Annotated in this window: 13 protein-coding genes; 9 read left to right on the top strand and 4 right to left on the bottom strand. The window is 74.0% G+C overall.

The genetic code is table 11. The annotated features are described in order from the left end of the window. Positions 1–15 precede the first annotated feature (15 nt). The 3 genes from LO772_RS01615 (at position 16) to LO772_RS01625 (ending at position 4,687) form a co-directional block, all read left to right on the top strand. Entirely contained in the window at positions 16–723 is a 708-nt protein-coding gene (locus tag LO772_RS01615) for an SDR family oxidoreductase (RefSeq protein WP_231776488.1), read from the top strand. A gap of 258 nt (positions 724–981) precedes the next feature. Continuing rightward, the gene (locus LO772_RS01620) at positions 982–2,367 is read left to right on the top strand and encodes an ABC transporter substrate-binding protein (RefSeq protein WP_231776489.1); all 1,386 of its coding nucleotides are present in this window, start codon (positions 982–984) and stop codon (positions 2,365–2,367) included. Positions 2,368–2,587: 220 nt separating this feature from the next. Next, positions 2,588–4,687 carry an ATP-binding SpoIIE family protein phosphatase gene (locus LO772_RS01625; protein ID WP_231776490.1) on the top strand — a complete coding sequence of 700 codons (2,100 nt, stop codon included), beginning with the start codon at positions 2,588–2,590 and terminating at the stop codon, positions 4,685–4,687. A gap of 510 nt (positions 4,688–5,197) precedes the next feature. Here the strand turns inward: LO772_RS01625 and LO772_RS01630 are convergent. Together LO772_RS01630 and LO772_RS01635 are read right to left on the bottom strand one after the other, a co-directional pair. After that, a complete protein-coding gene (locus LO772_RS01630) occupies positions 5,198–6,520 on the bottom strand; it encodes a wax ester/triacylglycerol synthase domain-containing protein (RefSeq protein ID WP_231776491.1) in 1,323 nt (440 codons plus the stop codon). Between the two features lie 171 nt (positions 6,521–6,691). Beyond that, the gene (locus LO772_RS01635) at positions 6,692–7,900 is read right to left on the bottom strand and encodes a tryptophan dimethylallyltransferase family protein (protein WP_231776492.1); all 1,209 of its coding nucleotides are present in this window, start codon (positions 7,898–7,900) and stop codon (positions 6,692–6,694) included. A 344-nt stretch (positions 7,901–8,244) separates the two neighbouring features. On the opposite strand from LO772_RS01635, the gene LO772_RS01640 reads away from it, so the two are divergent. Genes LO772_RS01640 through LO772_RS01655 form a run of 4 tightly spaced genes read left to right on the top strand, consistent with a single transcriptional unit; the run spans position 8,245 to position 18,443 of the window. Then, positions 8,245–16,041, top strand: coding sequence for a non-ribosomal peptide synthetase (locus LO772_RS01640; RefSeq protein ID WP_231776493.1), 7,797 nt, complete (start codon positions 8,245–8,247; stop codon positions 16,039–16,041). Continuing rightward, entirely contained in the window at positions 16,038–16,268 is a 231-nt protein-coding gene (locus LO772_RS01645) for an MbtH family protein (protein ID WP_231776494.1), read from the top strand. Before LO772_RS01640 ends, LO772_RS01645 begins: the two co-directional genes overlap by 4 nt. After that, positions 16,265–17,461, top strand: coding sequence for a cytochrome P450 (locus tag LO772_RS01650; RefSeq protein WP_231776495.1), 1,197 nt, complete (start codon positions 16,265–16,267; stop codon positions 17,459–17,461). The genes LO772_RS01645 and LO772_RS01650 overlap by 4 nt, the downstream gene beginning before the upstream one ends. A gap of 52 nt (positions 17,462–17,513) precedes the next feature. Then, positions 17,514–18,443 carry an SAM-dependent methyltransferase gene (locus LO772_RS01655; protein WP_231776496.1) on the top strand — a complete coding sequence of 310 codons (930 nt, stop codon included), beginning with the start codon at positions 17,514–17,516 and terminating at the stop codon, positions 18,441–18,443. A gap of 179 nt (positions 18,444–18,622) precedes the next feature. On the opposite strand, the gene LO772_RS01660 is transcribed toward LO772_RS01655, so the two are convergent. Both LO772_RS01660 and LO772_RS01665 read right to left on the bottom strand, forming a co-directional pair. Then, positions 18,623–19,477 (bottom strand): aldo/keto reductase, encoded by an 855-nt coding sequence (locus LO772_RS01660; protein WP_231776497.1) that lies wholly within the window; start codon positions 19,475–19,477, stop codon positions 18,623–18,625. Positions 19,478–19,584: 107 nt separating this feature from the next. After that, positions 19,585–20,571: a LacI family DNA-binding transcriptional regulator gene (locus LO772_RS01665; RefSeq protein ID WP_231776498.1), complete on the bottom strand. Its 987-nt coding sequence runs from the start codon at positions 20,569–20,571 to the stop codon at positions 19,585–19,587. Positions 20,572–20,727: 156 nt separating this feature from the next. Here LO772_RS01665 and LO772_RS01670 point away from each other — a divergent pair, with 156 nt between their 5' ends. Both LO772_RS01670 and LO772_RS01675 read left to right on the top strand, forming a co-directional pair. After that, positions 20,728–21,372: a GNAT family N-acetyltransferase gene (locus LO772_RS01670; protein WP_231776499.1), complete on the top strand. Its 645-nt coding sequence runs from the start codon at positions 20,728–20,730 to the stop codon at positions 21,370–21,372. A gap of 156 nt (positions 21,373–21,528) precedes the next feature. Then, positions 21,529–22,191, top strand: coding sequence for a TetR/AcrR family transcriptional regulator (locus tag LO772_RS01675; protein WP_231776500.1), 663 nt, complete (start codon positions 21,529–21,531; stop codon positions 22,189–22,191). Positions 22,192–22,215: the final 24 nt, after the last annotated feature.

Consider the following 22,215-nt stretch of genomic DNA (forward strand, 5'->3'; position numbering starts at 1 on the left):
GGAGAGGTGAAACGGATGAGCGAGACGGCGATCATCACGGGCGCCGCGGGCGGCATCGGGGAGTCGGTCGCCCGCCGACTCGCGGCGTCCGGCACGCGGTGCGTGCTGGTGGACCGCAACCCCGCGGTCGAGCGGGTGGCCGCGGAGATCGGCGGGACGGCCGTCGTCGGCGACCTGACCGACCCCGAGCTGTCCCGGAAGGCCGTCGCCGCCGCCGGCGAGCGGGTCGACCTGGTGGTGCTCAACGCCGGCATCAACTGCTCCGACAAGGACCCCGCGACGCTCGACCTCGACCGCTACCAGGCCGTCGTCGGCGTCAACCAGCACTCGGTCGTCTACGGCCTGCGCGCGGCGCTGCCGGTCATGCGGCGGCACGGCGGCGGCTCGATCGTGGTCACCGCCTCGCACGCGGCGCTCAAGGGCGTGCCGCAGGACCCGATCTACACCATGACCAAGCACGCCGTCATCGGCCTGGTCCGCGCGTTCTCCGGCACACTCGCCGCCGAGGGGATCCGCCTGAGCGCGGTCTGCCCCGGCCTGGTCGACACCCCCCTGACGGCCGGCGGACGCGAGCAGTTCCAGGCCGCCGGAATCCCCATGCTCACCTCCGACGAGGTCGCCGCCGCGATCGTGGACACGCTGCGTACCGCCGAACCCGGCACCGAGGTCGTCCTGCACCCCGGCCGCCCGGCGGGCCGCTACCGGCCGACGCCGCTCGACTGAGCCGACGCGGCCGACGCGACCGGGCGACCCGCCTACGCGACCGGGCGACCGGCCGACCGGCCTGACGGAACACGACGGGACACGCACGGAACCCGCCGCACGCCGCAGTGCCCCCCGGCCCGCCCGCACCACCCCCACACGTGCGAACCCGCCCGCCGACTCCTGTGCCCGCGCGGCGGGTTCGCGCCGCATGCCCCGGTGACGCAAGCGCACCGGGGACGACCCACCGTCCCGGCCCCACCCCCGAGGGAACACACGATGAGATCGCGGAGAACCGTCACCACACTCGCGATGGCCGCCCTGCTCGCCGCCGGCTGCGCCGACCGCGGCGGGTCCGACGGCGAAGGCGGGGCGGCACCCGCCCCGCAGGCCACCACCGCCGCATCCGCCGACTTCGGCGACCTGAAGAACGTCTGCCGACCCGGCGACCCCTCCGGCTCGTCGGCGCAGGGCGTCACCGACGACGCGATCAAGGTCGGCGTCATGTCCGACGTCGGCTTCACGAAGAACCAGGAGTTCGTGGACGCCGCCAAGGTCTTCACGTCGTGGTGCAACGAGGCGGGCGGCATCAACGGCCGCAAGCTCGTGGCCAACACGCGCGACACCAAGATGGTCGAGGTGCGGCAGCGCGTCGCCGAGGCCTGCCGCGAGGACTTCGCCCTGGTCGGCGGCGGCGCGTCACTGGACGGCATGGGCGTCAAGGACCGGCTGTCGTGCCTGTTGCCGGACTTCCCCGCCCAGTCCTCCTCGGCCGAGGCCGACGGCTCCGACCTCCAGGTCCGCTCGCAGGCGAAGCCGATCTCCTACGCTCCGTACGCCGGCTTCTACCACTGGCTGATCCAGGAGGCCCTTCCGCAGTCCGCCGGGGCGATCGGCATCATCAACGGCGACTCGCCCGTCACCAAGGTGCTCGGCGACAAGGCGGTGGAAAGCCTCCGGAGCGCCGGCGGCACGGTCGTGTACGACGACCTCTACCCGGCGTCGGGCGTGACCGACTGGACGCCGTACGCACAGAAGATCAAGGAAAAGAACGTCCGCGGCCTCGTCTTCTACGGCTCGTACGCGCAACTCGCCAAACTCGAACAGTCGCTGACCAGCCTCGGCCACAAAGCCGACTGGATCGATGCCAACAACAACGCCTACAACCCGGCGTTCATCGAACTCGCCGGCAACCAGGTTCTCGCCACCCAGAACAACGTCGCCGACCTCGTCGGCGTCGCCCCGCTGGAGAACGCCGCGTCCAACCCGGCCACGCAGCGCGTCCTGGACCTGTACGCCAAGTACGCCCCCGGCGCCAAGGTCACCCTGCCCTCGCTCCGGGCGTTCTCCGCGTGGCTGGTCTTCGCCAAGTCGGCCGCGAGCTGCGGCGACGAGCTGACCCGCAAGTGCGTGTACGACGCGGCGCGCGGCGAGACCGCGTGGACCGCGGGCGGCCTCCAGGCCCCTCTGGACCTCTCGGTCAACGACCCGGCCCAGGCCTGCTTCAACGCCGTACAAGCCACCCCCGAGGGCTGGCGGCCCGCCGACTTCCGCCCCGACAAGGGCGACTACCGCTGCGACGTCCCGTCGCCCAAGCTCACCGGCGCCTACGCGCAGCCGACAACCCTCGCGGACGTCGGCAAGAGCCTGGCCGACCTGAAGTAGCCGCCACCCGGCACCCGCGCCGGGCCCGGGCGAGGCGCCGTTCCGCGGCCCTCGTCCGGGCCCGGCCCGCCGCCCGGAGCCGGTCCCGGAAGTGTCCTCGGAGACCGTCGCCGGGCCCCGCTGCGCCGCCCGTCCCCGGCGCACAGCATGGTCGCCCGCAGGGTGCGGCGGCATAATTGAGCCGACGATCACAGCACTCGGGGAGATGGCGGGCCGATGCATGCGTTCTTCCGACCCAGCCGACTCAGCCGACGCCGCAGTCGGTGACACGATCGATTCCGAACAGACGTTCGTCAGGAACGGCGGCCTCGTACTCGTGCTCGACGGACGCCAGGTGGTCGTCTCCGGCACGCCCGATCCCGGTCGGCTGCTCGGGCGGCGCATGGACCTGTACCTCGGGACCGCCCTCGACGACCCCTACACGGTCCGCACGGGGACGACCGTCATCCACTCCCCCGCCGGGCGGCACGAACCCGTCCGCTACAGCGCGCAGCCGCTCACCCCGCGCGGCGAGGGCGACGCCGCGTGGCTCGTCCGCCTCACCCGCGCCGGCCTGGAACCCCCCGCACGCGGGCGCGGCAACACACCGCACGCCCGGCTGTCGCACGCCGCGGCGATGAGCGTCGGCGCGTCCCTCGAAATGACCGACATCGCCACCGGGCTCGCCCGCCTGCTTGTCCCGGACTTCGCCGACGTGGCGAGCGTCGACATCCCCGAGGAAGTCCTCGACACCGAGGAACCGCCGCCCGCGACGCGGAGCATGCGCCGGCTGCGGCGCGTCGCCGTCATCACCCCGGACGGCCGGACGCCCCCGCACTACCACGGCGCGGGAAAGCGCCTGCCCCCGTTCCCCGACCCGCCGCAACTGCACGCCATGGGCGACAACCCGGTCGTGCGGGTCTCGGGCCGGGCGGAACTGGCCGGGGCACTCGGCCTGACCCCCGACGAGACGCCGACACTGATCCCGGAGGGCGCGCACAGCCTGCTGATCGCCCCGCTGTTCGTGAGCGGGCGGCTGCTCGGCGTGCTGGCCGCCTGGCGTACCACCACCGCCGCGCAGTTCGACGAGGACGACGCCGACCTGCTCGCCGAAATCGCCTCGCGCGGCGCACTGGCCCTGGACAACGCCCGGCGCTACGCCCGCGAACACCACACCACCGTCGCCCTGCAGCGCAGCCTGCTGCCCCCGGTGACCACCGACACGCCCGCCGCGACGACCGCGGGCACCTATGTCCCCGCGCGCGGGGACGCCGGCGTCGGCGGCGACTGGTACGACGTCCTGCCGCTCTCGTCGCTGCGCGCCGGATTCGTGGTGGGCGACGTCGTCGGACACGGGCTGCGCGCGGCGGTCGCCATGGGGCGACTGCGTACGGCGGTGCAGTCCATCGCCGACCGCGACCTCGATCCCGGCGAGATGCTGGCCCACCTGGACGACCTGGTCCTCGGGCGCTGGATCGACCGCGACACCGGCGACGTCTATCCCGACGTCGCCGCCCAGGGCGCCACGGTGCTCTACGCCGTGTACGACCCGGTCCTCCACCGCTGCGCGGTCGCGAGCGCGGGCCATCCGCCCCCGCTCGTCCTGCGCCCCGGCGAGGAACCGGAGTTCATGGAGCTGACCCCCGGCCCGCCGCTCGGCGTCGGCGGCCTGCCGTTCGAGACCGTCGAGGTCGACATGCCGCCGGACACCCTCCTCGCGCTCTACACCGACGGCCTGGTCGAGCGGCGCGACGACGACATCAGCACGGCCATGACCGAACTCGCCACCGTCATGCGCCGCCACCGCCACGAATCGCTCGACACGATCGGCTCCGAGGTGCTGCGCGCGCTCCAACCCCCCGACGGCGACGACGTCGCGCTGCTGCTCGCCCGCGTCCGGGCGGTGTCGGCCGAGTCCGTCGCCGAGTGGAACCTGCCCGGCGACCCGTCGATCGTGCGCCGCGCCCGCGAACTGACACACCATCAGCTGGGGTGCTGGGGCCTCGACGAACTCGCCCACACCACCGAGCTGGTGGTGAGCGAACTGGTCACCAACGCCATCCGGTACGGCGGTTCGCCCGTCGAACTGCGCCTCATCTACCGCGACGACACGCTGATCTGCGAGGTGTCCGACCCCAGCAACAGCCAGCCGCGCATGCGCCGCGCCACCGTCAACGACGAAGGCGGACGCGGGCTGTTCCTGGTCGCCCAACTCACCCAGCGCTGGGGCAGCCGCTACCGCAGCACCGGCAAGACCATCTGGACCGAACAAAACGTCTCGACCGCCCCGGCCCTGCAATCCGTCGTCCTCACCGGCGTCTTCGACACCGACACGCTGTAGCCCCCGACGCGCCACGACCGCGTGGCGTGAGACCGCCCGAACGGGGTCCCCCGCCCCCACGCCCGGTCTCCCGGCCGGGGCGCGGGCGGCGGCCCGGCTCCCCGCACGGGCACACGCGCCCGACCACCGCCCGACGCGCCGCCGAAGCCCCGCCACACACCGGCGCACACGAGCGGTCGCCACCGGCCGAGGCGCCCGGTGGCAGGCCCGGCCCACGCGTGGACGCGCGCCCAGCCCCCGACACGCGCCCCCGACCGCCCCGCAACCATGCCGCACCACGCGACACGTCGACACACACGACCGGTCGCCACCGGACGACGCGGCCGGAACGCGGCCCCGTACTGGTCCCGCCCGACCTGGGCGTCGACCACTTCTCGCACACCTTGGGCACCGCCGGACTGTTCCCGGCTGCCGCCCGACGCCATCGCGCGGGCCGTCCTCGACGGCTTCCTGGGCGCCGACCGCGCGGGGGTCCCGGCCCGGCGCTATCGGAGCCACCTCCGCGTCCGCTCAGGCGCGGGTCTCGCCGAGCGCGGCCAGGGCGCGGATCTCGTGGAGGATGGCGTCGGTGAAGGGCCGGGCGTGGGTGCTGTGTGCGGAGTCAGTGGTCACGCACAGGGTGTAGCCGGCGCCGTAGCGGGTCAGGGCCGGGGTGAGGCCCGAGCGCGGGGCGAGGCACGAGACGAGGAAGACCGAGCGGGCGGTGCGGCCGTCCACGACGAACTCCTCGCGGCCCCACTGGGGCAGCGTGGAGTTGAGGGTGATGCGCGGGTCGCTGCGCAGGGCCTGGCGGGCGAGGCCGCGCACGACCGGGAGGCCCAGGCCGGACACGCCACCGGTCAGCCGGGCGAGGCCCTGGGCACGCGCGAGCCGCTTGTTGTCGTTCATCTGCCGCCGCACCTCGCGCAGCCGCGCCAACGCGTCCGTCTCGCCGAGCGGCATGCGCACGCGCACCGCCGACACGTGGTTGCCCAGCGCGTGGCGGGTGTCGCGGTCGCGCAGGTCCACCGGCACGCCGGTGTAGACGCGGTCGGTGCGCGGCGCGTCGCCCAGCAGCGCGGGGTGGCTGTCGAGTGCCGCGGTGACGGCGGCGAGGAAGACGTCGTTGGCGCTGCCGCGGTCGTCGGGCAGCGCGTTGCGGGCCGCCTCCATCGTGCCGCCGGGGATCGCGCTCGACAGCACGGTGCGGCCGGACTCCACCGGGACGTTGCACGCGTACGAACCGGCACGGCGCAGCATGCCGCGCACCGCGTGGGCCATCGACTTGGCGTCCGCCCGGGGCCGGGGCTCGGCGGCGTGGTCGGCGGGGGCCGGCAGTTCGCCGCGGGGGTCGTCGCCGAGCAGGCGCAGCACGGTGAACAGCGACGACCCGTCGAGCAGGGCGTGGTGGGCGCGGAGCACGAGGGCGTGGTGCCCGGGTTCCGCGTCGGGGACGACGTGGATTTCCCACAGGGGCGCGTCGGGGGTCTCCGGCATGCCGCGGCCGACCAGCTCGGCCAGCAGGTCGTCGAGGTTCTCCCCGGGGAGCAGTTTGGCGTCCGTGATGTGTCGGGCGGGGTCGAGATCGTCGGCGCGCAGCCAGGCGTACGGCTGCCGCAGCCGCCCCCGGTCGTCGGTTTCGGGGCGCAGCCGCAGCCGCTCGACGGAGGCGAACCTGTGGCGGAGCCGCGCGCCCAGGCGTGCGGGGGTGGGGGCCGGGCCGGGGAAGACCGCCACCGCCGCGATGGTGAGCGAGGTTCCGGCGCTCTCCTGGATCGCGGCGAGGACCGCGTCCGTGGAGCGCATGCTCAGGCGTCGGTGCGGGTGGTGGGCTGCGGTGGACGTGAACGTCATGGGGCTCATCCGGTAGACGACGGGTGGGTCGGGTGAAGGGGAACGGCGGTACGGGCTCGGCCGCGCCGCGGTCCCGCCCCGCGGCGGCGCCCGGGTGGGGCACCGCCGCGGGACAGGGCAGGTGGGCGGCGCGGTGGCGATGCGTCCGCGCCGCGGGTCACGCGCGGGTGGTCACCCGCGGGGTTGCGGGACGACGTGGTCGGTGCCGGCGGTGTCGGCGGCGTGGTAGGTGCCGGGTGCCAGGTAGACGGCGAACCGGGGGGAGTCGCCGCCCCGGTAGGAGATGAAGTTCTGGGTCAGCGAGCGGTGCAGCGGGCGGTCGGCGAAGGCGTCGAGGAGGTCCACGTACGCCTTCTCCGCGGTCGAGCCCTCGGAGCGCAGGAAGGCGACGACCCGGTCGCGGGCCGCCCGGTCGTTGTCGTGGACGGGGATCAGCGGGACGTAGATGGTGGCGCCGGGCAGGTCGTGCCGCGGGTCGAGGCTGTAGGCGGTCACGGGCGGCTTGCGCTGCCACGCGGGCGTGTCGTGGGGCCCGTTGATCTCGCGCAGGGCGCGCGCGAACACGCCCGGGACGTGGTCGCGGGCGACGGCGGCCTTGGCGTCGATCTCCTCGGGGGACGATCCGGAGTGTGCCAGGAAGACCTGGACGCGGAAGTCGTCGCCGTCGACGAGGTCCAGCGCGACGGCCGCCGGCTCGTGGCCGGCGTCGATGGTGCCGCCCAGGTGCTCGGTGAGGGCGCGCCACGGGCGTTCGAGCCCGAGCCGGACCATGGCCTCGTGCGTGCGTCGGGGGGACTGGTCGCGGCCCGCGACGGCGGGATTGAGGTAGATCTTGTACCGGTGCCGGCCGCCGGGACGCCACGCGACGGCGTGGGACACGGTGAAGTAGCCCTGGGGGTCGTCGGCGGTGAACAGGTCCTCGATCCGCGCGAGGCGGTCGGCGGAGACGCCCGGGCGGGCGGCCAGGCGCCGGGTGAGTGCCGCGCCGTCGATCATGCGGGAGCGCGCGGTGCCGTCTCCGGGGCTCTCCAGGGACAGGCGCACGGTGGGTTCGCCGCCGACCCAGGCGACGGACACCTCGAACGGCATGCCGTCGATCGAGACCCAGCAGGCGCGTTCGGGGGGCGAGCCGACGGGGAGCCGGCCCCACGGGTGGGTGAGGTCGTCGAGCAGGGCGCGGAGTTCGTCGCGGCCCGGGTCGGCGAGGCCGAGGCTGGCGTGGGCGCGGCACACCTGGTCGCAGGCGATCTCCGCGTAGGTGTCGGTGGGTCGGTAACGCGCGGATTCGAAGTGCAGGGGGCGTCCGATCATCTCGGCGATGACACCGGAGCCGGGAGGGAACGCCTCCCGGGTGCCGGGGTCGGAGTTGAGCGCTGCCATGGTCGTCTCCCTGTCGGTGGTGAAGAGCGCGGGCGCGCATGCCGGATCGGCCGCGACCGGCCCGCCGGGGGCCGCCCCCGCCCGCGCGGGGTGCGCCTCGGGCGCGCCTTCCGGAGTGCCGGCACCCCGGGGTCGAAGCGATCCGGGGACCCGTCGCGAGCGCTCCCCGACTTTCTTGAGCATCACCCATTGTACCTATACACTCACATGGCGTAAGAACAGTTTGGTTGAGATTTCCGACCCGGACGGCCCATCACATCCGACCCGTCCGGCCCAGCCATGCGACCCATCCGGCCCATCTCACCGGGCGCGTCCGGTGAGCCTGTGCAAAGGAGAACCGGCCCGTGCGCCATCGGCAGCACACCACCGATGCCTCGTCCCGTCCCGCTTCTCCGCCCGCCCCCGCCGCTTCCGGGACGCTCCCGGAGGTTTTCGGCCGCCAGGCGGCGCGCGTTCCCGACGACATCGCGGTGATCGGCGCCGCTGGGCCCATGACCTACCGCCGGCTGGACGCCGAGTCCGATCTGCTGGCCCGCCGGCTCGCCGCCCTGGGTGTGGGGCCGGGGTCCCGCGTCGCGGTCCTGATGGAGCGCTCGGCGGAGCTGGTCGTCGCCTTCCTCGCCGTGGTCAAGGCGGGGGCCTGCTATGTGCCGTTGGACCACCGCGAGCCCGCCGCGCGGCTGCGGTGGATGCTGGAGCAGACCCTGGAACCCGCGGGGGCGCGGCTGTTGCTGACCGACGAGGGCGGGCCCGGCGCGGAGCTCGCCTCGGCGTGCGGCGTGCGCGCCCTGACGGTGCGCGCGCTCCTCGACGAGCAGGGCGGGGACGCGCGCGCGGCCGTGCCGCCGTGCCATCCGGGCCAGTTGGCGTACGTGATGTTCACGTCCGGCTCCACCGGCGTGCCGAAGGGCGTCGCGGTCACCCACGAGAACATCGTCGGGCTGGCCCGCGACCGGGCCTGGCGCAGCGGGGCGCACGAGCGCGTGCTGCTGCACTCGCCGCACGCCTTCGACGCGTCCACGTACGAGCTGTGGGTGCCGTTGCTGTGCGGCGGCACGGTCGTGGTGGCACCGCCAGGTGCGCTCGACGCGCGGGCCGTCGGCACCGCGGTGCGCGATACGGGGATCACCGGGCTGTGGGTGACGGCCGGGCTGTTCTCGGTGCTCGCGGAGGAGGAGCCGCGCTGCTTCGCCGGGCTGCGCGAGGTGTGGACGGGCGGTGACGTCGTCGCCCCCGCGGCCGTGCGCCGCGTGCTGCGCACGTGTGCGGGCGTCACGGTCGTCAACGGCTACGGGCCGACCGAGACGACGACGTTCGCCACCTGCCACCCGGTCGCCGACGCCGACGCGATCCGCACGGCGGTGCCCATCGGCACGGCCATGGCCGGGATGCGCACGGTCGTGCTCGGCCCCGGGTTACGCCCGGTGCCGGCGGGTGGGGTCGGCGAGTTGTACATCGGCGGCTCGGGTGTGGCGCGCGGCTACTGGAACCAACCGGGGCTGACCGCCGAGCGGTTCGTCGCGGACCCGGCCGGCGAGCCCGGGGCGCGGCTGTTCCGCACGGGCGACCTGGTCCGGCACGGGCCCGGCGGGCTGCTGGAGTTCGTCGGCCGCGGCGACGACCAGGTCAAGATCCGGGGCTTCCGGGTCGACCCGGGCGAGGTGGAGGCGGTGCTCGCCCGGCATCCCGGCGTCGCACGGGCCGCGGTCACGGTGCGCGAGGACCGGCCCGGGCAACCGCGCGTCATCGGGTATGTGGTGCCGGCGCGGGCGGACGAACCGGAGGCGGGGCAGCCGCGGTCGGACACCTCGGACACCTCGGACACCTCGGACACCGTCGACGAGTGGCGGCGCATCTACGACACGCTGTACGACGGCACGGCGTCGAAGCGCGTCGGCACGGACTTCTCCGGCTGGAACAGCAGTTACGACGGCCGCCCGCTCCCGGCCGGGCAGATGCGCGAGTGGCGCGACACGACCGTCGAGCGCATCCGCGAACTGTGCCCGCGCCGCGTGCTGGAGATCGGCGTCGGCACCGGCCTGCTGATGTCCGAGCTGGCTCCGCACTGCGACTCCTACTGGGGCACGGACTTCTCCGAGCGGGTCGTGGCGGCGCTCGGCGGCCTCGTGCGCGAGGACGTCGCGCTGGCCGGCCGGGTCGAGTTGCGCACACGCACCGCCGACGACGTCGACGGGCTGCCGCGCGACTTCTTCGACACCGTGGTCGTCAACTCGGTGACGCAGTACTTCCCCGACGGCGGTTATCTGCGGGACGTCCTCGCCAAGGCGCTCGGCCTGCTGGTGCCCGGCGGTGCCGTGTTCGTCGGCGACGTGCGCAACCTGCGGTCGCTGCGCGCGTTCCACGCCGATGTGGGGCTGCGCCGGCCGGACCTGCCCGCCGAGCCCGATCCGGGCGCGGTGCTCGCGGCGGTCGAGCACAATCTGGCCCGGGAGAAGGAACTCCTCGTGGACCCGGCGTTCTTCACCGACCTGGCGGACGCGCTGCCGCAGGTCGGCGGTTGCGAGGTCCGGGTCAAGCGCGGGCGGGCGGTCAACGAGCTGACCCGCTACCGGTACGACGCCGTGCTGCGCAAGGGCACCGAGGCCGCGCACCGCCCCGCCGCCCCGGTGCGCGAACTGCGCTGGGGGGCGGATGTCGGCCGCCCCGCGGACCTCAAGACCCTCCTCCGGAGCACCGGTTCGGGGGACGTGCGCGTGACCGGCGTACCCGACGGGCGCATGGCACCGGTCAGCGCGGCGCTGCGGGCCCTGCGGGGCCGCGGGGCCTCGGGCCGCGTCACGCCGTTGACGGCACGGGACGACGCGGACTACGCCGTGCTGGACGAGTTCCACGCCGTCGCGGAGGACGCGGGCCTGCGGGCGTCGGCGTGCTGGTCGGCCCGGGACGACGACACCTTCGACGTCGTGCTGACGTCCCGGTGCCCCGGCTTCGCCCCCGGCCCGGCGCGCGCGGCCGGTCGACACGTGTCGGCCCTGGTCAACACCCCGACGACGACGCGCGACACCGGCTCGCTGCTCGCGTCGCTGCGCGGTTTCCTGCGCGACCGCCTGCCGGAGTACCTGGTGCCGGCGGCGGTGGTCGTGCTGGACGAACTGCCGCTCACCGCACACGGCAAGGTGGACCGGCGGCGGCTGCCGGCCCCGGGCACCGGGTCGGCCGACGACGGCCGGGCGCCGCGGGATCCGCTCGAAAAGCTGCTGTGCGAGTTGTTCGCCGACATCCTCGGGGTGTCGCAGGTGAGCATCGACGACGGGTTCCTGGCCCTGGGCGGGCACTCGCTGTCGGCGACCCGCCTGATCACGCGGCTGCGGTCGCGCCTCGGCGTCGACCTCGCGGTCCGGTGCGTGTTCGAGTCGCCCACCGTCGCCGGGCTGGCCGAGCGGGTGCGCCGCGCCTCGGCGGGCGAGCGGCCGGCCCTCGTCCCGGCGCCGCGTCCCCCCGAGTTGCCGCTGTCGTTCGCGCAGCGCCGCCTGTGGTTCCTGGAGCGGCTGGACAAGCACGGTGCCGCGTACAACGTGCCGTTGGTCGCCGACCTGCGCGGCGCCGTCGACGTCGCCGCGCTGCGGGAGGCCTTGGGCGACCTCGTGGCCCGGCACGAGAGCCTGCGCACGGTGTTCGCGGAGTCCGGCGGAATCCCCCGGCAGCGCGTGCTGGACGCGGCGCGGCCGACGCTGGAGGTGTGCGATGTCGCGCCCGCCGCGCTGCCCTCGGCGGTCGCCGGGGAGGTCCGGGGCCGCTTCGACCTGTCCCGGGAACTCCCTGTGCGCGCCCGCCTGTTCACCACCGGCCCGCACAGCCACACGCTGGCGCTGACGATCCATCACATCGCGTGCGACGGCTGGTCGCTGCCGGTGCTGTGGCGCGACCTCGCCGACGCGTACGCGGCACGCCGCGACGGCGCCGCACCCGACTGGGCGCCGCTGCCGGTGCAATACGCCGACTACGCCTTGTGGCAGCGGCGCCTGCTGGGGCCCGAGACCGACGCGACGAGTCTCGGTGCCCGCCAACTCGCGTACTGGCGGACGGTCCTGGCCGGGCTCCCCGAGTGCGTCGACCTGCCCGCCGACCGGCCGCGTCCGCCGGTGGCCTCGCACCGCGGCGACACCGCGCACTTCACCGTCGACGCCGACCTGCACCGTCGCGTACGCGACCTCGCGGAGCGCCGCGGCGCGAGCGTGTTCATGGTGCTGCACGCGGCCCTGGCCGCGTTGCTGACCAAGCTCGGCGCGGGCTCCGACATCGCGGTCGGCACCCCGGTCGCGGGGCGCACCGACCCCGCGCTCGACCGGCTGGTCGGGTTCTTCGTCAACACGCTCGTGCTGCGCACCGATACCTCGGGCGACCCCCGGTTCGACGATCTGCTCGGCCGCGTGCGCGAGACCGACCTGGGCGCGTTCGCCCACCAGGACACCCCGTTCGAGCGTCTGGTGGACGTCCTGGCCCCGCGCCGCGACCTCGCGCACCACCCGCTGTTCCAGGTGATGCTGGCACTGCAGAACACCGCGCGGGCGACCCCCGAGCTGGCCGGCCTCGCGGTCGAGGAACGCGATGTGGGCACGGGGGCGTGCCGGTTCGACCTGTCGCTGAGCCTGCGCGAGCGCCACGGCGACGACCGAAGTCCCCAGGGCATGGACGCGGTCGCGGAGTACAGCACCGACCTGTTCGACCGCGACACCGTCGAGCGGCTGTTCCGGCGCCTGACGCTGCTGCTCGACGCCGTCACCGCCGCCCCCGAGACGCGCCTGTCGGCTCTCGACGTGATCCTGCCCGACGAGCGCGAGCGGCTGCTCGCGCGCGCCACCGACGGATGCCCCGACGTACCCGCCCGGACGCTGCCGGACCTCTTCGAGGCGCAGGTCCGCGCGACGCCGCACGCCACGGCGCTGCTGTTCGACGATCCCGCGGGCCGGGTCAGGACCATGTCGTACGCGCAGGTCAACGCGCGGGCGAACCGGCTCGCGCGGCGGCTGATCGCGCACGGCGTGGGCCCGGAGCGGTCCGTCGCGGTCGCGCTGCCGCGCACGCCCGACGCCGTGGTGGCGACCATCGCGGTGGCGAAGGCGGGCGGGGCGTGTGTGCCGCTGGACGCGGACTACCCCCCGGCGCGGCTGCGCACGATGGTCGACGACGCCGAACCGGCGCTGCTGCTCAGCGACGCGGCCACCGCCGCACGGATGCCCGCGACGGCGGAGCTGCCCCGGCTCCTGATGGACACGCTGCTCCCGGGCCAGGCCGATTCCCCCGAGACCACGGAGTCGGACGATGTCGGCGACCGCGAGCGGCTGTGCCCGCTGACGCCCGGGCACCCGGCGTACGTCATCTTCACGTCGGGGTCGACCGGCCGCCCCAAGGCCGTCGTGGTGACGCACACCGGCCTCGCGAGCCTGGTCGAGACGCAGCGCCGCCGCTTCGGGGTCACCAACGAGAGCCGGGTCCTGCAGTTCGCGACGCACAGTTTCGACGGCGCGGTATGGGAGTTCTGCGGTGCGCTGCTGACCGGGGCGACGCTGGTGATGGCGTCGACGGACGCGATCGCTCCGGGGCCCGACCTCGTCGCGCTGGTCGCCCGGCACCGGGTCACCCACGCGACGCTGCCGCCCGCCGCGCTGACGGCGATGGAGCCCGCGCAACTGCCGTCCGTGACCTCGATGATCGTCTCGGGCGAGGCGCTGTCGGAGGAGAAGGCCCGGCAGTGGTCGGCCGGCCGCCGCCTCATCAACGGCTACGGCCCCACCGAGACGACGGTGTGCGCGACGCTCAGCGCGCCGCTGTCGGGCGGTGGCACGCCGCCGATCGGGCGGCCGACGGCGGGGGTGCGCGCGTATGTCCTGGATCGGGACCTGCGGCTGGTCCCGCCGGGTGTGGCCGGCGAGCTGCACGTCGCCGGGGCCGGGCCGGCGCGCGGGTACCGGAACCTTCCGGGCCTGACGGCCGAGCGGTTCGTCGCGGACCCGTTCGGGGCTCCGGGCACCCGCATGTACCGGACCGGCGATGTGGCGCGGTGGAATCCGGACGGGCAGCTGGAGTTCATCGGGCGCACCGACAGCCAGGTCAAGATCCGGGGGTTCCGGATCGAACCCGGCGAGGTCGAGGCCGTGCTGTCGGGGCACCCCGGGGTGGCGCAGGCGGTCGTCGTGCCCCGCCCGGGTCCGCGCGGCGACACCACGCTGGTCGCGTACGCGGTGCCCGCTCGGCGGGCGTCCGTGGACGGTGCGCAACTGCGCGCCCACTTGGCCGGGTTGCTGCCGCCGTACATGGTTCCGTCGGCGGTGGTCGCGCTCGGCGCGATGCCGCTGACCCCGACCGGGAAGATCGACCGGCAGGCCCTCCCGGCCCCGGATTTCGAGGCGCTGTCGACCGGGCGCGCACCGCGCGATGCCCGTGAGCGGGCCGTGTGCGCGGTGTTCTCCGAAGTCCTCGGTGTCCCGCGGGTGGGCATCGACGACAACTTCTTCGCCCTGGGCGGGCATTCGCTGCTGGTGACCCGGGTGATCAGCGGGGTGCGCGACCGGCTCGGCGCCGACCTCCCGGTACGCACGCTCTTCGAGCAACAGACGGCGGCGGAGCTGGTGTCGGTGATCGACGGCGGGATCGACGCCTCGGTCGGCACGGCACCGGGCGACGCGACCGATACCGCGACCGTTGCCGCGACGGCGGAGCGCCGGGCCGGAGCCGCCGTACGACCGGCCGGACCGACCCCGGCGGATTTGATCGCGGACGCCGCGCTGGACCCGGCGATCCTCGTGGAGACGGCACGTCCCCCGCGCCGCCCCGCACCCGGGTCCGGCCCGCGGGACCACGCCACCGAGACCGTGCCGGCATCACCAGGCCCCGCCACCGCGGGCGCCCGCGAGCACCCCCGTGCCGGGACGCGCCCCGGGTCCGGCCCGCGGCACATCCTGCTGACCGGGGTGACCGGGTTCCTCGGCGCGTTCCTGCTGCGCGAGTTGCTGGACCGTACGGACGCCGACCTCCACTGCCTCGTTCGCGCGGACGACCCCGCGGGGGCCGCCGACCGCATCCGCCGGAACCTGACGGGGTTCGGGGTGTGGGACGCCTCCGCGGCGCATCGCGTGCATCCGGTCCCCGGCGACCTGGAGAAGCCGCTGCTCGGCCTCTCCCCCGCGCGCTTCGACGAACTCGCCGACACCGTGGGCGCGATCTACCACAACGGCGCACGGGTCAACGCGCTCGACTCGTACGCACGGCTCAAGGCGGCCAATGTCGCGGGCACCACGGAGGTGCTGCGTCTCGCGGCGCGGTCGGGCCGGACGCCGGTGCACTACGTGTCGACCGCCGCGGTGTCGGTGCCCCGGGGGGAGATCCGCGGCACCATCCGGGAGTGCCACCGCGTGCCCGCGCGGTCGGTCCTGCCCGACGGGTACACGGCCAGCAAGTGGGTCGCGGAGCAACTGGTGTGGGAGGCGGTCGACCGCGGGATTCCCGCGACGGTGTTCCGGTGTGGCCGCATCAGCGGGCACAGCGTCACCGGGGCCGGATCGCCGCGCGACGTCCTGTGGCAGCTTGTCCGGGCGATGCTGCTCCTCGGGACGGCGCCGCACCTGCCGCCGCTGGCGGACACCGCGCCCGTGGTCGACCTCGTCCCGGTCGACTACGCCGCCGCGTCCATCGTGCACTTGGCGCGGCAGCCCGGCAGCCAGGGGCTGGCGCACCACATCACGTGCCCGTCGCCCGTCTCCTTCGACACCCTCCTCGACGGCCTGCGCGCGCACGGCTACCACCTGACGACCACCGACTTCGACGCGTGGGCGCGCACCCTGCGGCGGCGCGCCGACGCGTCGGCGGAGGCCAGCCCGTTGGACGCCGCGGTGCTGCTCGCCGACACCCTGCCCACCCTCACCCGGCTGGGCGGTCTCGCCCTCGACCGCTCCAACACGCGGGCGGGGCTGGCCGATTCGGGGCTGGTGTTCCCCGCGCTCGACGACCGGCTGGTCCGCACGTACGCCGACCACTTCATCGCGTCCGGGTTCTTCCCGCCCGCCCGGCAGGCCGCGCGGCGGTCCACGCGGCCGACCACGCCGCCGCCCGTCGAGCGGTCGGCCGACGACCGACCCGCCTCCCTCCCGTCCCGCCGACTCCAGGAAAGGAACCCCTCGTGACCGATCCCCGGGAGGACACCGCCGGCACGTTCACGGTGCTGGTCAACGACGAAGGCCAGCACTCGCTGTGGCCGGCGGTCCACGCCGCGCCCGCCGGGTGGGCCGTCGTCCACGGGCCCGACACGCGCGAACGGTGCCTGGCCTATGTCGACGACCACTGGACCGACATGCGCCCCAAGAGCCTGATCGAGCACGCCGACGAGTACGCGAAGGTGCGATCCGCATGAACGAACCGCAGGCACCGCCGAGTTACCCGTTCACCGAGGCAGTCGCGCTCGACGTGGACCCCCGCTACGCCGAGTTGCGCCGGGACGAGCCCGTCGTCCGCGTGGGATGCCCGTACGGCGAGGACGCGTGGCTGGTGACCAGCCACGCCGACGTCAAGACGGTCCTGGGCGACCGGCGTTTCAGCCGGGCCCTGGCGCGCGAGCACGACGAGTCGCGGCTGACGCCGCTGCCCATCCACACCAGCATCCTGGGCATGGACGCCCCCGACCACACGCGCCTGCGCCGCCTGCTGGCCAAGGCGTTCACGACGCAGCGCGTGGAGCGGTTGCGCCCCCGCATCGAGCGGGAGGCGCACCGGCTCCTCGACAACCTGGTCGCGCAGGGGCCGCCGGGCGACCTCATGGAGGATTTCGCCGTCCCGTACGCCGGGACGGTGGTCTGCGACCTGCTGGGCGTGCCCTTCCCGGACCGGGCGCAGTTCCGGGGTTGGCTCGACGCGTTCTCCGCCACGACCGTGATGTCGGAGGACGAGATCGAGCAGGACACCAAGCGGCTGCACGACTACATCCGGCAGCTGATGGTCAACCGCGAGCGGGATCCGCAGGACGACCTGATCACCGCGATGGTCAAGGCCCGCGACGAGGAGGACAAGCTCTCCGAGACGGAACTCGTGGAGTTGGCCAGCGTGCTGCTGATCGCCGGGCACGAGACGGTGTCGTCGCAGCTCATCGACTCGATCCACGTCCTGCTGACGCATCCCGAGCAGCGCGCGCTGCTCCAGGGCCGGCCCGACCTGATGCCGTCCGCGGTGGAGGAACTGCTGCGGTACGTCCCGCTCATCTCGCACGTCACCTTCGCCCGGTACGCGGCGCAGGACGTCGAACTGGGCGGAACGACCGTCCGCGCCGGGGAGTCGGCGCTGCCGGCGATCCCGTCGGCGAACCGCGACGAGTCGGTCTTCGTCGACCCGGACCGCCTCGACCTCGCGCGCACGCACAACCCGCATCTCGGGTTCGGCTACGGCAGCCACCGCTGCCTGGGCGCGCCGCTGGCCCGGCTGGAGATGCGGGTGGCGTTGGACGCCCTCCTCTCGCGGCTGCCGGACGTGCGCTGCGCGGTTCCCGTGGCCGACCTGGAGTGGAAGGAAGGCATGCAGGTCCGCAGCCTGCTGAACCTGCCGGTCACGTGGTGACCCGGCGCCCCGCACAACCCGTATCGACCCTCGTCGCCCCACGGAGCGCAGCATGACGGATTCGACGACCACGACCACCGCGACCGCCGAGCCGGACGCGACGGCGGCCCCGGCGCCGGTGCCGGAGACGACCGTGTCACCCCAGGAAGTCGGCGACTGGTACGACGAGTTCGGCGACATCTACCACCAGACCCTCGGCGAGAGCGTGCACTGCGGGCTGTGGTTCCCGCCGGACCGCCCGCAGCCGGCGAACCTCGATCTGGTCGACCTGTCGTCGCTCGCCCAGGACCGCTACACCGACTACCTCATCGAAACCCTCGACCCGCGGCCGGGCGACCATGTCCTGGACATCGGCTGCGGCACCGGGCGTTCCGCGCTGCGGCTGACCCAGCAGCGCGGTGCGCGGGTGACCGGTGTGGCGATCAGCCGGCAGCAGATCGAGCGGGCCAACAAGCTCGCCCGTGACCACAAGCTGCTCGACAAGCTCGTGTTCGAGCACGCGGATGCCGCGCAACTGCCGTATGCGGACGCGACGTTCGACTCGGCGTGGGCCGTCGAGAGCATCTGCCACATGGACCGGGCCAAGGCCTTGGGCGAGGCGTGGCGCGTGCTGCGTCCCGGCGGGGTGCTCATGGTCCTGGAGTCGGTCCTCACGGACGCGCTCACGGAGGCCGAACGGGCGGTGTTCGACGGCATGTTGGCGTCGAACCTGCCGCTCCGGATGCCCGAGTTCTTCGGGCTGGTCGACCAGGCGGGGTTCCAGACCCTGGAGTTGAAGGACCTGTCGGCGAACCTCGCGATGACCATGAACGTGATGGCGCTCGCGTGCCACGACCAACGGGAGGCGTTCACCCAGCGTTTCGGGGCGGAGTTCACCGACCTGATGATCGCGGGCCTGCCGGCGGCGCGGAACATCGTGGCGCGCAAGACGCGCTTCTTCATGGTCCTGCTGCGCAAGCCGGTCGCGGCGGCGCGAGGCTGACCCCGGCTCGTCCCCACGGTTCCCGAGACCGCATCGGCTTTCCCCGAGACCGCGTCGGCTTTCGGGGCCGCGCACGACGTGGGGCCGTTCCCGCCCGAAGGACGGGAACGGCCCTTGGTCCCCCTTTCGGGGAGTCGCGGCGGCGCCGCGGTGCCTCGCGGGGACGCCCGCCGGCCGACTCAGTGCAGGTCGGCGAGGCGGGCGTTGCCGATGGCGCTCACCACGTCGGGGTCGCGGTGGTCCAGGAACAGCGAGCCGCCGGTGTCCAGCGTCGCGATGCGGGCCATCTCGGCGTCGGTGAGGGTGAAGTCGAAGACGGCGAAGTTCTCCGCCATGCGGTCCGGTCGCACCGACTTCGGGATGACGACGACGCGGCGCTGGAGGAGCCAGCGCAGGACGACCTGCGCGACGGACTTGCCGTGCCCGTCCGCGATTTCGCGCAGGAGGGGGTCGGTGAACAGGTTGTTGCGGCCTTCCGCGAGCGGCCCCCACGACTCGATCTGCACGCCGCGTTCGACCATGAGCCGCTGGTCGGCGGTGCGTTGGAAGAACGGGTGGGTCTCGATCTGGTTCACGGCCGGGACGACGCGGTTGTGGTCGATGAGGTCGACGAGCCGGTCGGGGGTGAAGTTGGACACCCCGATGGCCCGCAGGAGGCCGTCGCGGTTGAGGGCCTCCATGGCCCGCCAGGAGCCGTACACGTCGCCGTACGGCTGGTGGATCAGGTAGAGGTCCAGGTGGTCGAGCCCGAGCCGGCGCAGCGACGTGTCGACGGCGCGCCGGGTGTTCTCCTCGCCGGTGTCCTCGACCCAGAGCTTGGTCGTGACGAACAGGTCGCCGCGCGGGATGCCGCTGCTCTTGATCGCGCGGCCGACGGCGTCCTCGTTGCGGTACGCCGCCGCGGTGTCGAGCAGCCGGTAGCCGGCGGCCAGGGCGTCGGCGACCGCGCGTTCGGTCTCGTCCGGGGGGATCTGGTAGACGCCGAAGCCGAGCATCGGCATCTCGACGCCGTTGTTCAAGGTGGTCGTTTCCATCGGCAGTCCTTCGGTCCGGAGTTGCGCCCGCCGCACACGACGGCACACGGCAACTCACCGTACCGATATGGCTGCACGGAGTCACCTCGCGGTGTCACTCCCCGGTGTCACGCGGACGCGCGGCGCACGACCCGGGCCTCCAGCGGGAGTTCCCCCTCGGGGACGACGTCGCGTTGTTCTCCGGCCAGGGCCGCCGCCAGCGACACCGCGCGGCGCCGGGCGACTTCGCGCAGGTCGAACGCGACGCTGGTGAGCGGCGGCGCGACCAGCGGCGCGGCGGGGGTGTCGTCGACGCCGACGACCGCGATGTCGCCGGGTGCGGTGAGGCCGTGCTCGCGCATGCCGGCCAGCACCGCGATCGCGGTTTCGTCGTTGAACGCGCAGACCCCCGTCGCGTCCTCGCGCCGCCACGCGGCCACCGCCTCGGCGGCGACGGCGACGTCCAGGGTGGTGTCCGCGACGAACGGCGGCGCGAGGCCGGCCTCGGCGCAGGCGTCGGCGACGCCGGCGAGGCGTTCGCGGGCCATGGGCAGCAGCGCGCGGTGCCCGGGCAGGGCGTACCCGAGGCGGCGGTGGCCGCGCCCGATCAGGTGCTCGGCCTGGAGGCGGCCGATGGGTCGCATGGCCTCGGCGTCCTCGGCCTCGGTCGGGAGCACGACGTCGGCGCCCGCCCGGTACAGCGTCTGGACGGTGTCGGCGTCGAAGGCGCCCAGCCCGAGCACCGCCGTCGCGCCGACCGACGCGCACACGTCGGGCAGCGGGCGGCCGTGGGCCCCGGCGAGGTGGGTGACCAGGGTCAGGCCGTGGTCGGCGAGGGCGGCGGCCAGTTGTTCGACGAACCTGCTGATGCTCGACCCGATGGGCAGGTCCGGTACGGAGAGGAGCACGATGTCGCTGCGCCCGGCGGCGAGGCTGCGGGCGGACGCGTGCGGCCGGTAGTCCAGGCGTCGGGCGGCCTCCAGCACCCGGCGCTGGGTCTCCTCGGGGATCGCGTGGCCGGCGCGCTTGTTGAGGACGAAGCTCACCGTGGTCTGGGAGACGCCGGCGGCGCGTGCGACGTCCTTGCTGGTGATGCGTTTTACGGGTCGGGTCATGGCCTTCTCGTCGCTGGAGGTTCCCGGGCGCGCGTGCCCGCGCGCTCCAGGGTAGAGCGGCTTGTTCGACCGGTCGGCACGAAGGGTGATTCCGGTTCCGGCGGCGGCGCGCGGGTATCGGGGCGCGGGACCGTGGACGCCACCCGAGGGGTTCCGATGGACGACGACGTTTTTGTGTCGCTGACAGAGCTGGGGGCCGCGGGCCGGGAGACGGTCCGGGAGATCTTCGAAGAGGCGTTCGAGCCGTGGGACCGCGACTCGTTCGACGCGCTGCTGCGGCGCGCGGAGGCGTCCGAGGCGCGCACGCTGGTGCTGTGCGAGGGGTCCGTGCCGGTGGGGCTCGCGACGCTGTCGTGGCCCGGCCCGGAGGGCTGGACGTATCTGGAGTACCTCGCGGTCGACGCGGCCCGGCGCGGCGGCGGGGTGGGCGGGCGGCTGTGGCGCGGCGTCGTCGAGCGCCTTCCCGCGGAGGCGCCCCGGATGGTGATGGAGATCCACGACCCGGCCGGGGCGCCCGCGGCGTCGGCCGAGCGGGAGATCCGGGAGCGGCGGCAGCGCTTCTACGAGCGCCTGGGCGCGGTCGCGCTGCCGGTGCGCGGCTATGTCATGCCGGGGCGGGACGAGCCGCCGACGGCGTATCCGGGTCTGCTGCTCGCGTGGTCGCCCGACGGGCGGCTGCCGTCCGGCGACGAGGTCCTGCGCATCGTCCGGAGCCTGCACCGCAACGCGTACGGCCTGCCGGCCGGGCATCCGTTCACGGCGGCGGTCCTGAGCAACCAGGGGCCGCACCGGACGGTCTGACGCGGCGCGCGGAAGGCGGCGCGCTTCGGCGTGACCTCGCCTGTCTCTTTCTGAAGACAGTTGACTTCGCGTTCACACGCGTGCTTCGATCATCACGCCCGAACGAAAACGTCATTCTTCTTCTCGACGAACCGTCCTCTCGCGAATGTGGTGCCCGTGATTCAGCCATCCGTGAAGGAACAGATCGTGCTGGCCGCGGAGCGCCTGTTCGCGGCGCACGGCCTGGAGGGCGTCTCGCTGCGCCAGGTCAGCACGGCGGCCGGCAACGGCAACAACTCCGCCGTGCAGTACCACTTCGGCTCCCGAGACCGGCTGATCCAGGCGATCTTCGAGTACCGGCTGCCGGATCTGAACGAGCGCCGCCGCGTGCTCGCGGCCCGCCTCCGTCCGAACGACCTGCGGTCGTGGGTCGAATGCCACATCGTGCCGGTGCTGGAGCAGGGCGAACAGCAGGGCAGCCACTACCTGGGCTTCGTCGCGAAGCTGCAACAGACCGGGCGACGCGACGTGTTCGACCAGATGTCGGACGAATTCCGGCAGCCCACACGGACGTTCCGCGAGGCCATCGCCGAACACCTGGCCCACATCCCCGAACCCCTGCGCAGCCACCGCGTCGCGCAGGCCATGGCGTTCGCCGTCCACGCGGGCTCGCAGCGCGAGCGGGCGCAACTGGACGGCGGACACGTCCTGCCGTTCGACCTGCACGTGCAGGACCTCATCGACGGCCTGGTCGGGTTCCTGAGCGCCCCGACCTCGGTGCCGCCGTCGACGTCGGAGGGCTTCGACCCGACCGCGCTGGCGCTGCCGTTCCACCCCTGAGCCGACCAACTCCCGGCCACACCA

The sequence above is a fragment of the Yinghuangia sp. ASG 101 genome (assembly GCF_021165735.1).
GTDB lineage: Bacteria > Actinomycetota > Actinomycetes > Streptomycetales > Streptomycetaceae > Yinghuangia.

Bases quoted from the DNA above. Each gene is read 5' to 3' on its own strand.
- LO772_RS01615 (WP_231776488.1), top strand. From the start codon at position 16: ATGAGCGAGACGGCGATCATCACGGGCGCCGCGGGCGGCATCGGGGAG.
- LO772_RS01620 (WP_231776489.1), top strand. From the start codon at position 982: ATGAGATCGCGGAGAACCGTCACCACACTCGCGATGGCCGCCCTGCTC.
- LO772_RS01625 (WP_231776490.1), top strand. From the start codon at position 2,588: ATGCGTTCTTCCGACCCAGCCGACTCAGCCGACGCCGCAGTCGGTGAC.
- LO772_RS01630 (WP_231776491.1), bottom strand. From the start codon at position 6,520: ATGACGTTCACGTCCACCGCAGCCCACCACCCGCACCGACGCCTGAGC.
- LO772_RS01635 (WP_231776492.1), bottom strand. From the start codon at position 7,900: ATGGCAGCGCTCAACTCCGACCCCGGCACCCGGGAGGCGTTCCCTCCC.
- LO772_RS01650 (WP_231776495.1), top strand. From the start codon at position 16,265: ATGAACGAACCGCAGGCACCGCCGAGTTACCCGTTCACCGAGGCAGTC.
- LO772_RS01655 (WP_231776496.1), top strand. From the start codon at position 17,514: ATGACGGATTCGACGACCACGACCACCGCGACCGCCGAGCCGGACGCG.
- LO772_RS01660 (WP_231776497.1), bottom strand. From the start codon at position 19,477: ATGGAAACGACCACCTTGAACAACGGCGTCGAGATGCCGATGCTCGGC.
- LO772_RS01665 (WP_231776498.1), bottom strand. From the start codon at position 20,571: ATGACCCGACCCGTAAAACGCATCACCAGCAAGGACGTCGCACGCGCC.
- LO772_RS01670 (WP_231776499.1), top strand. From the start codon at position 20,728: ATGGACGACGACGTTTTTGTGTCGCTGACAGAGCTGGGGGCCGCGGGC.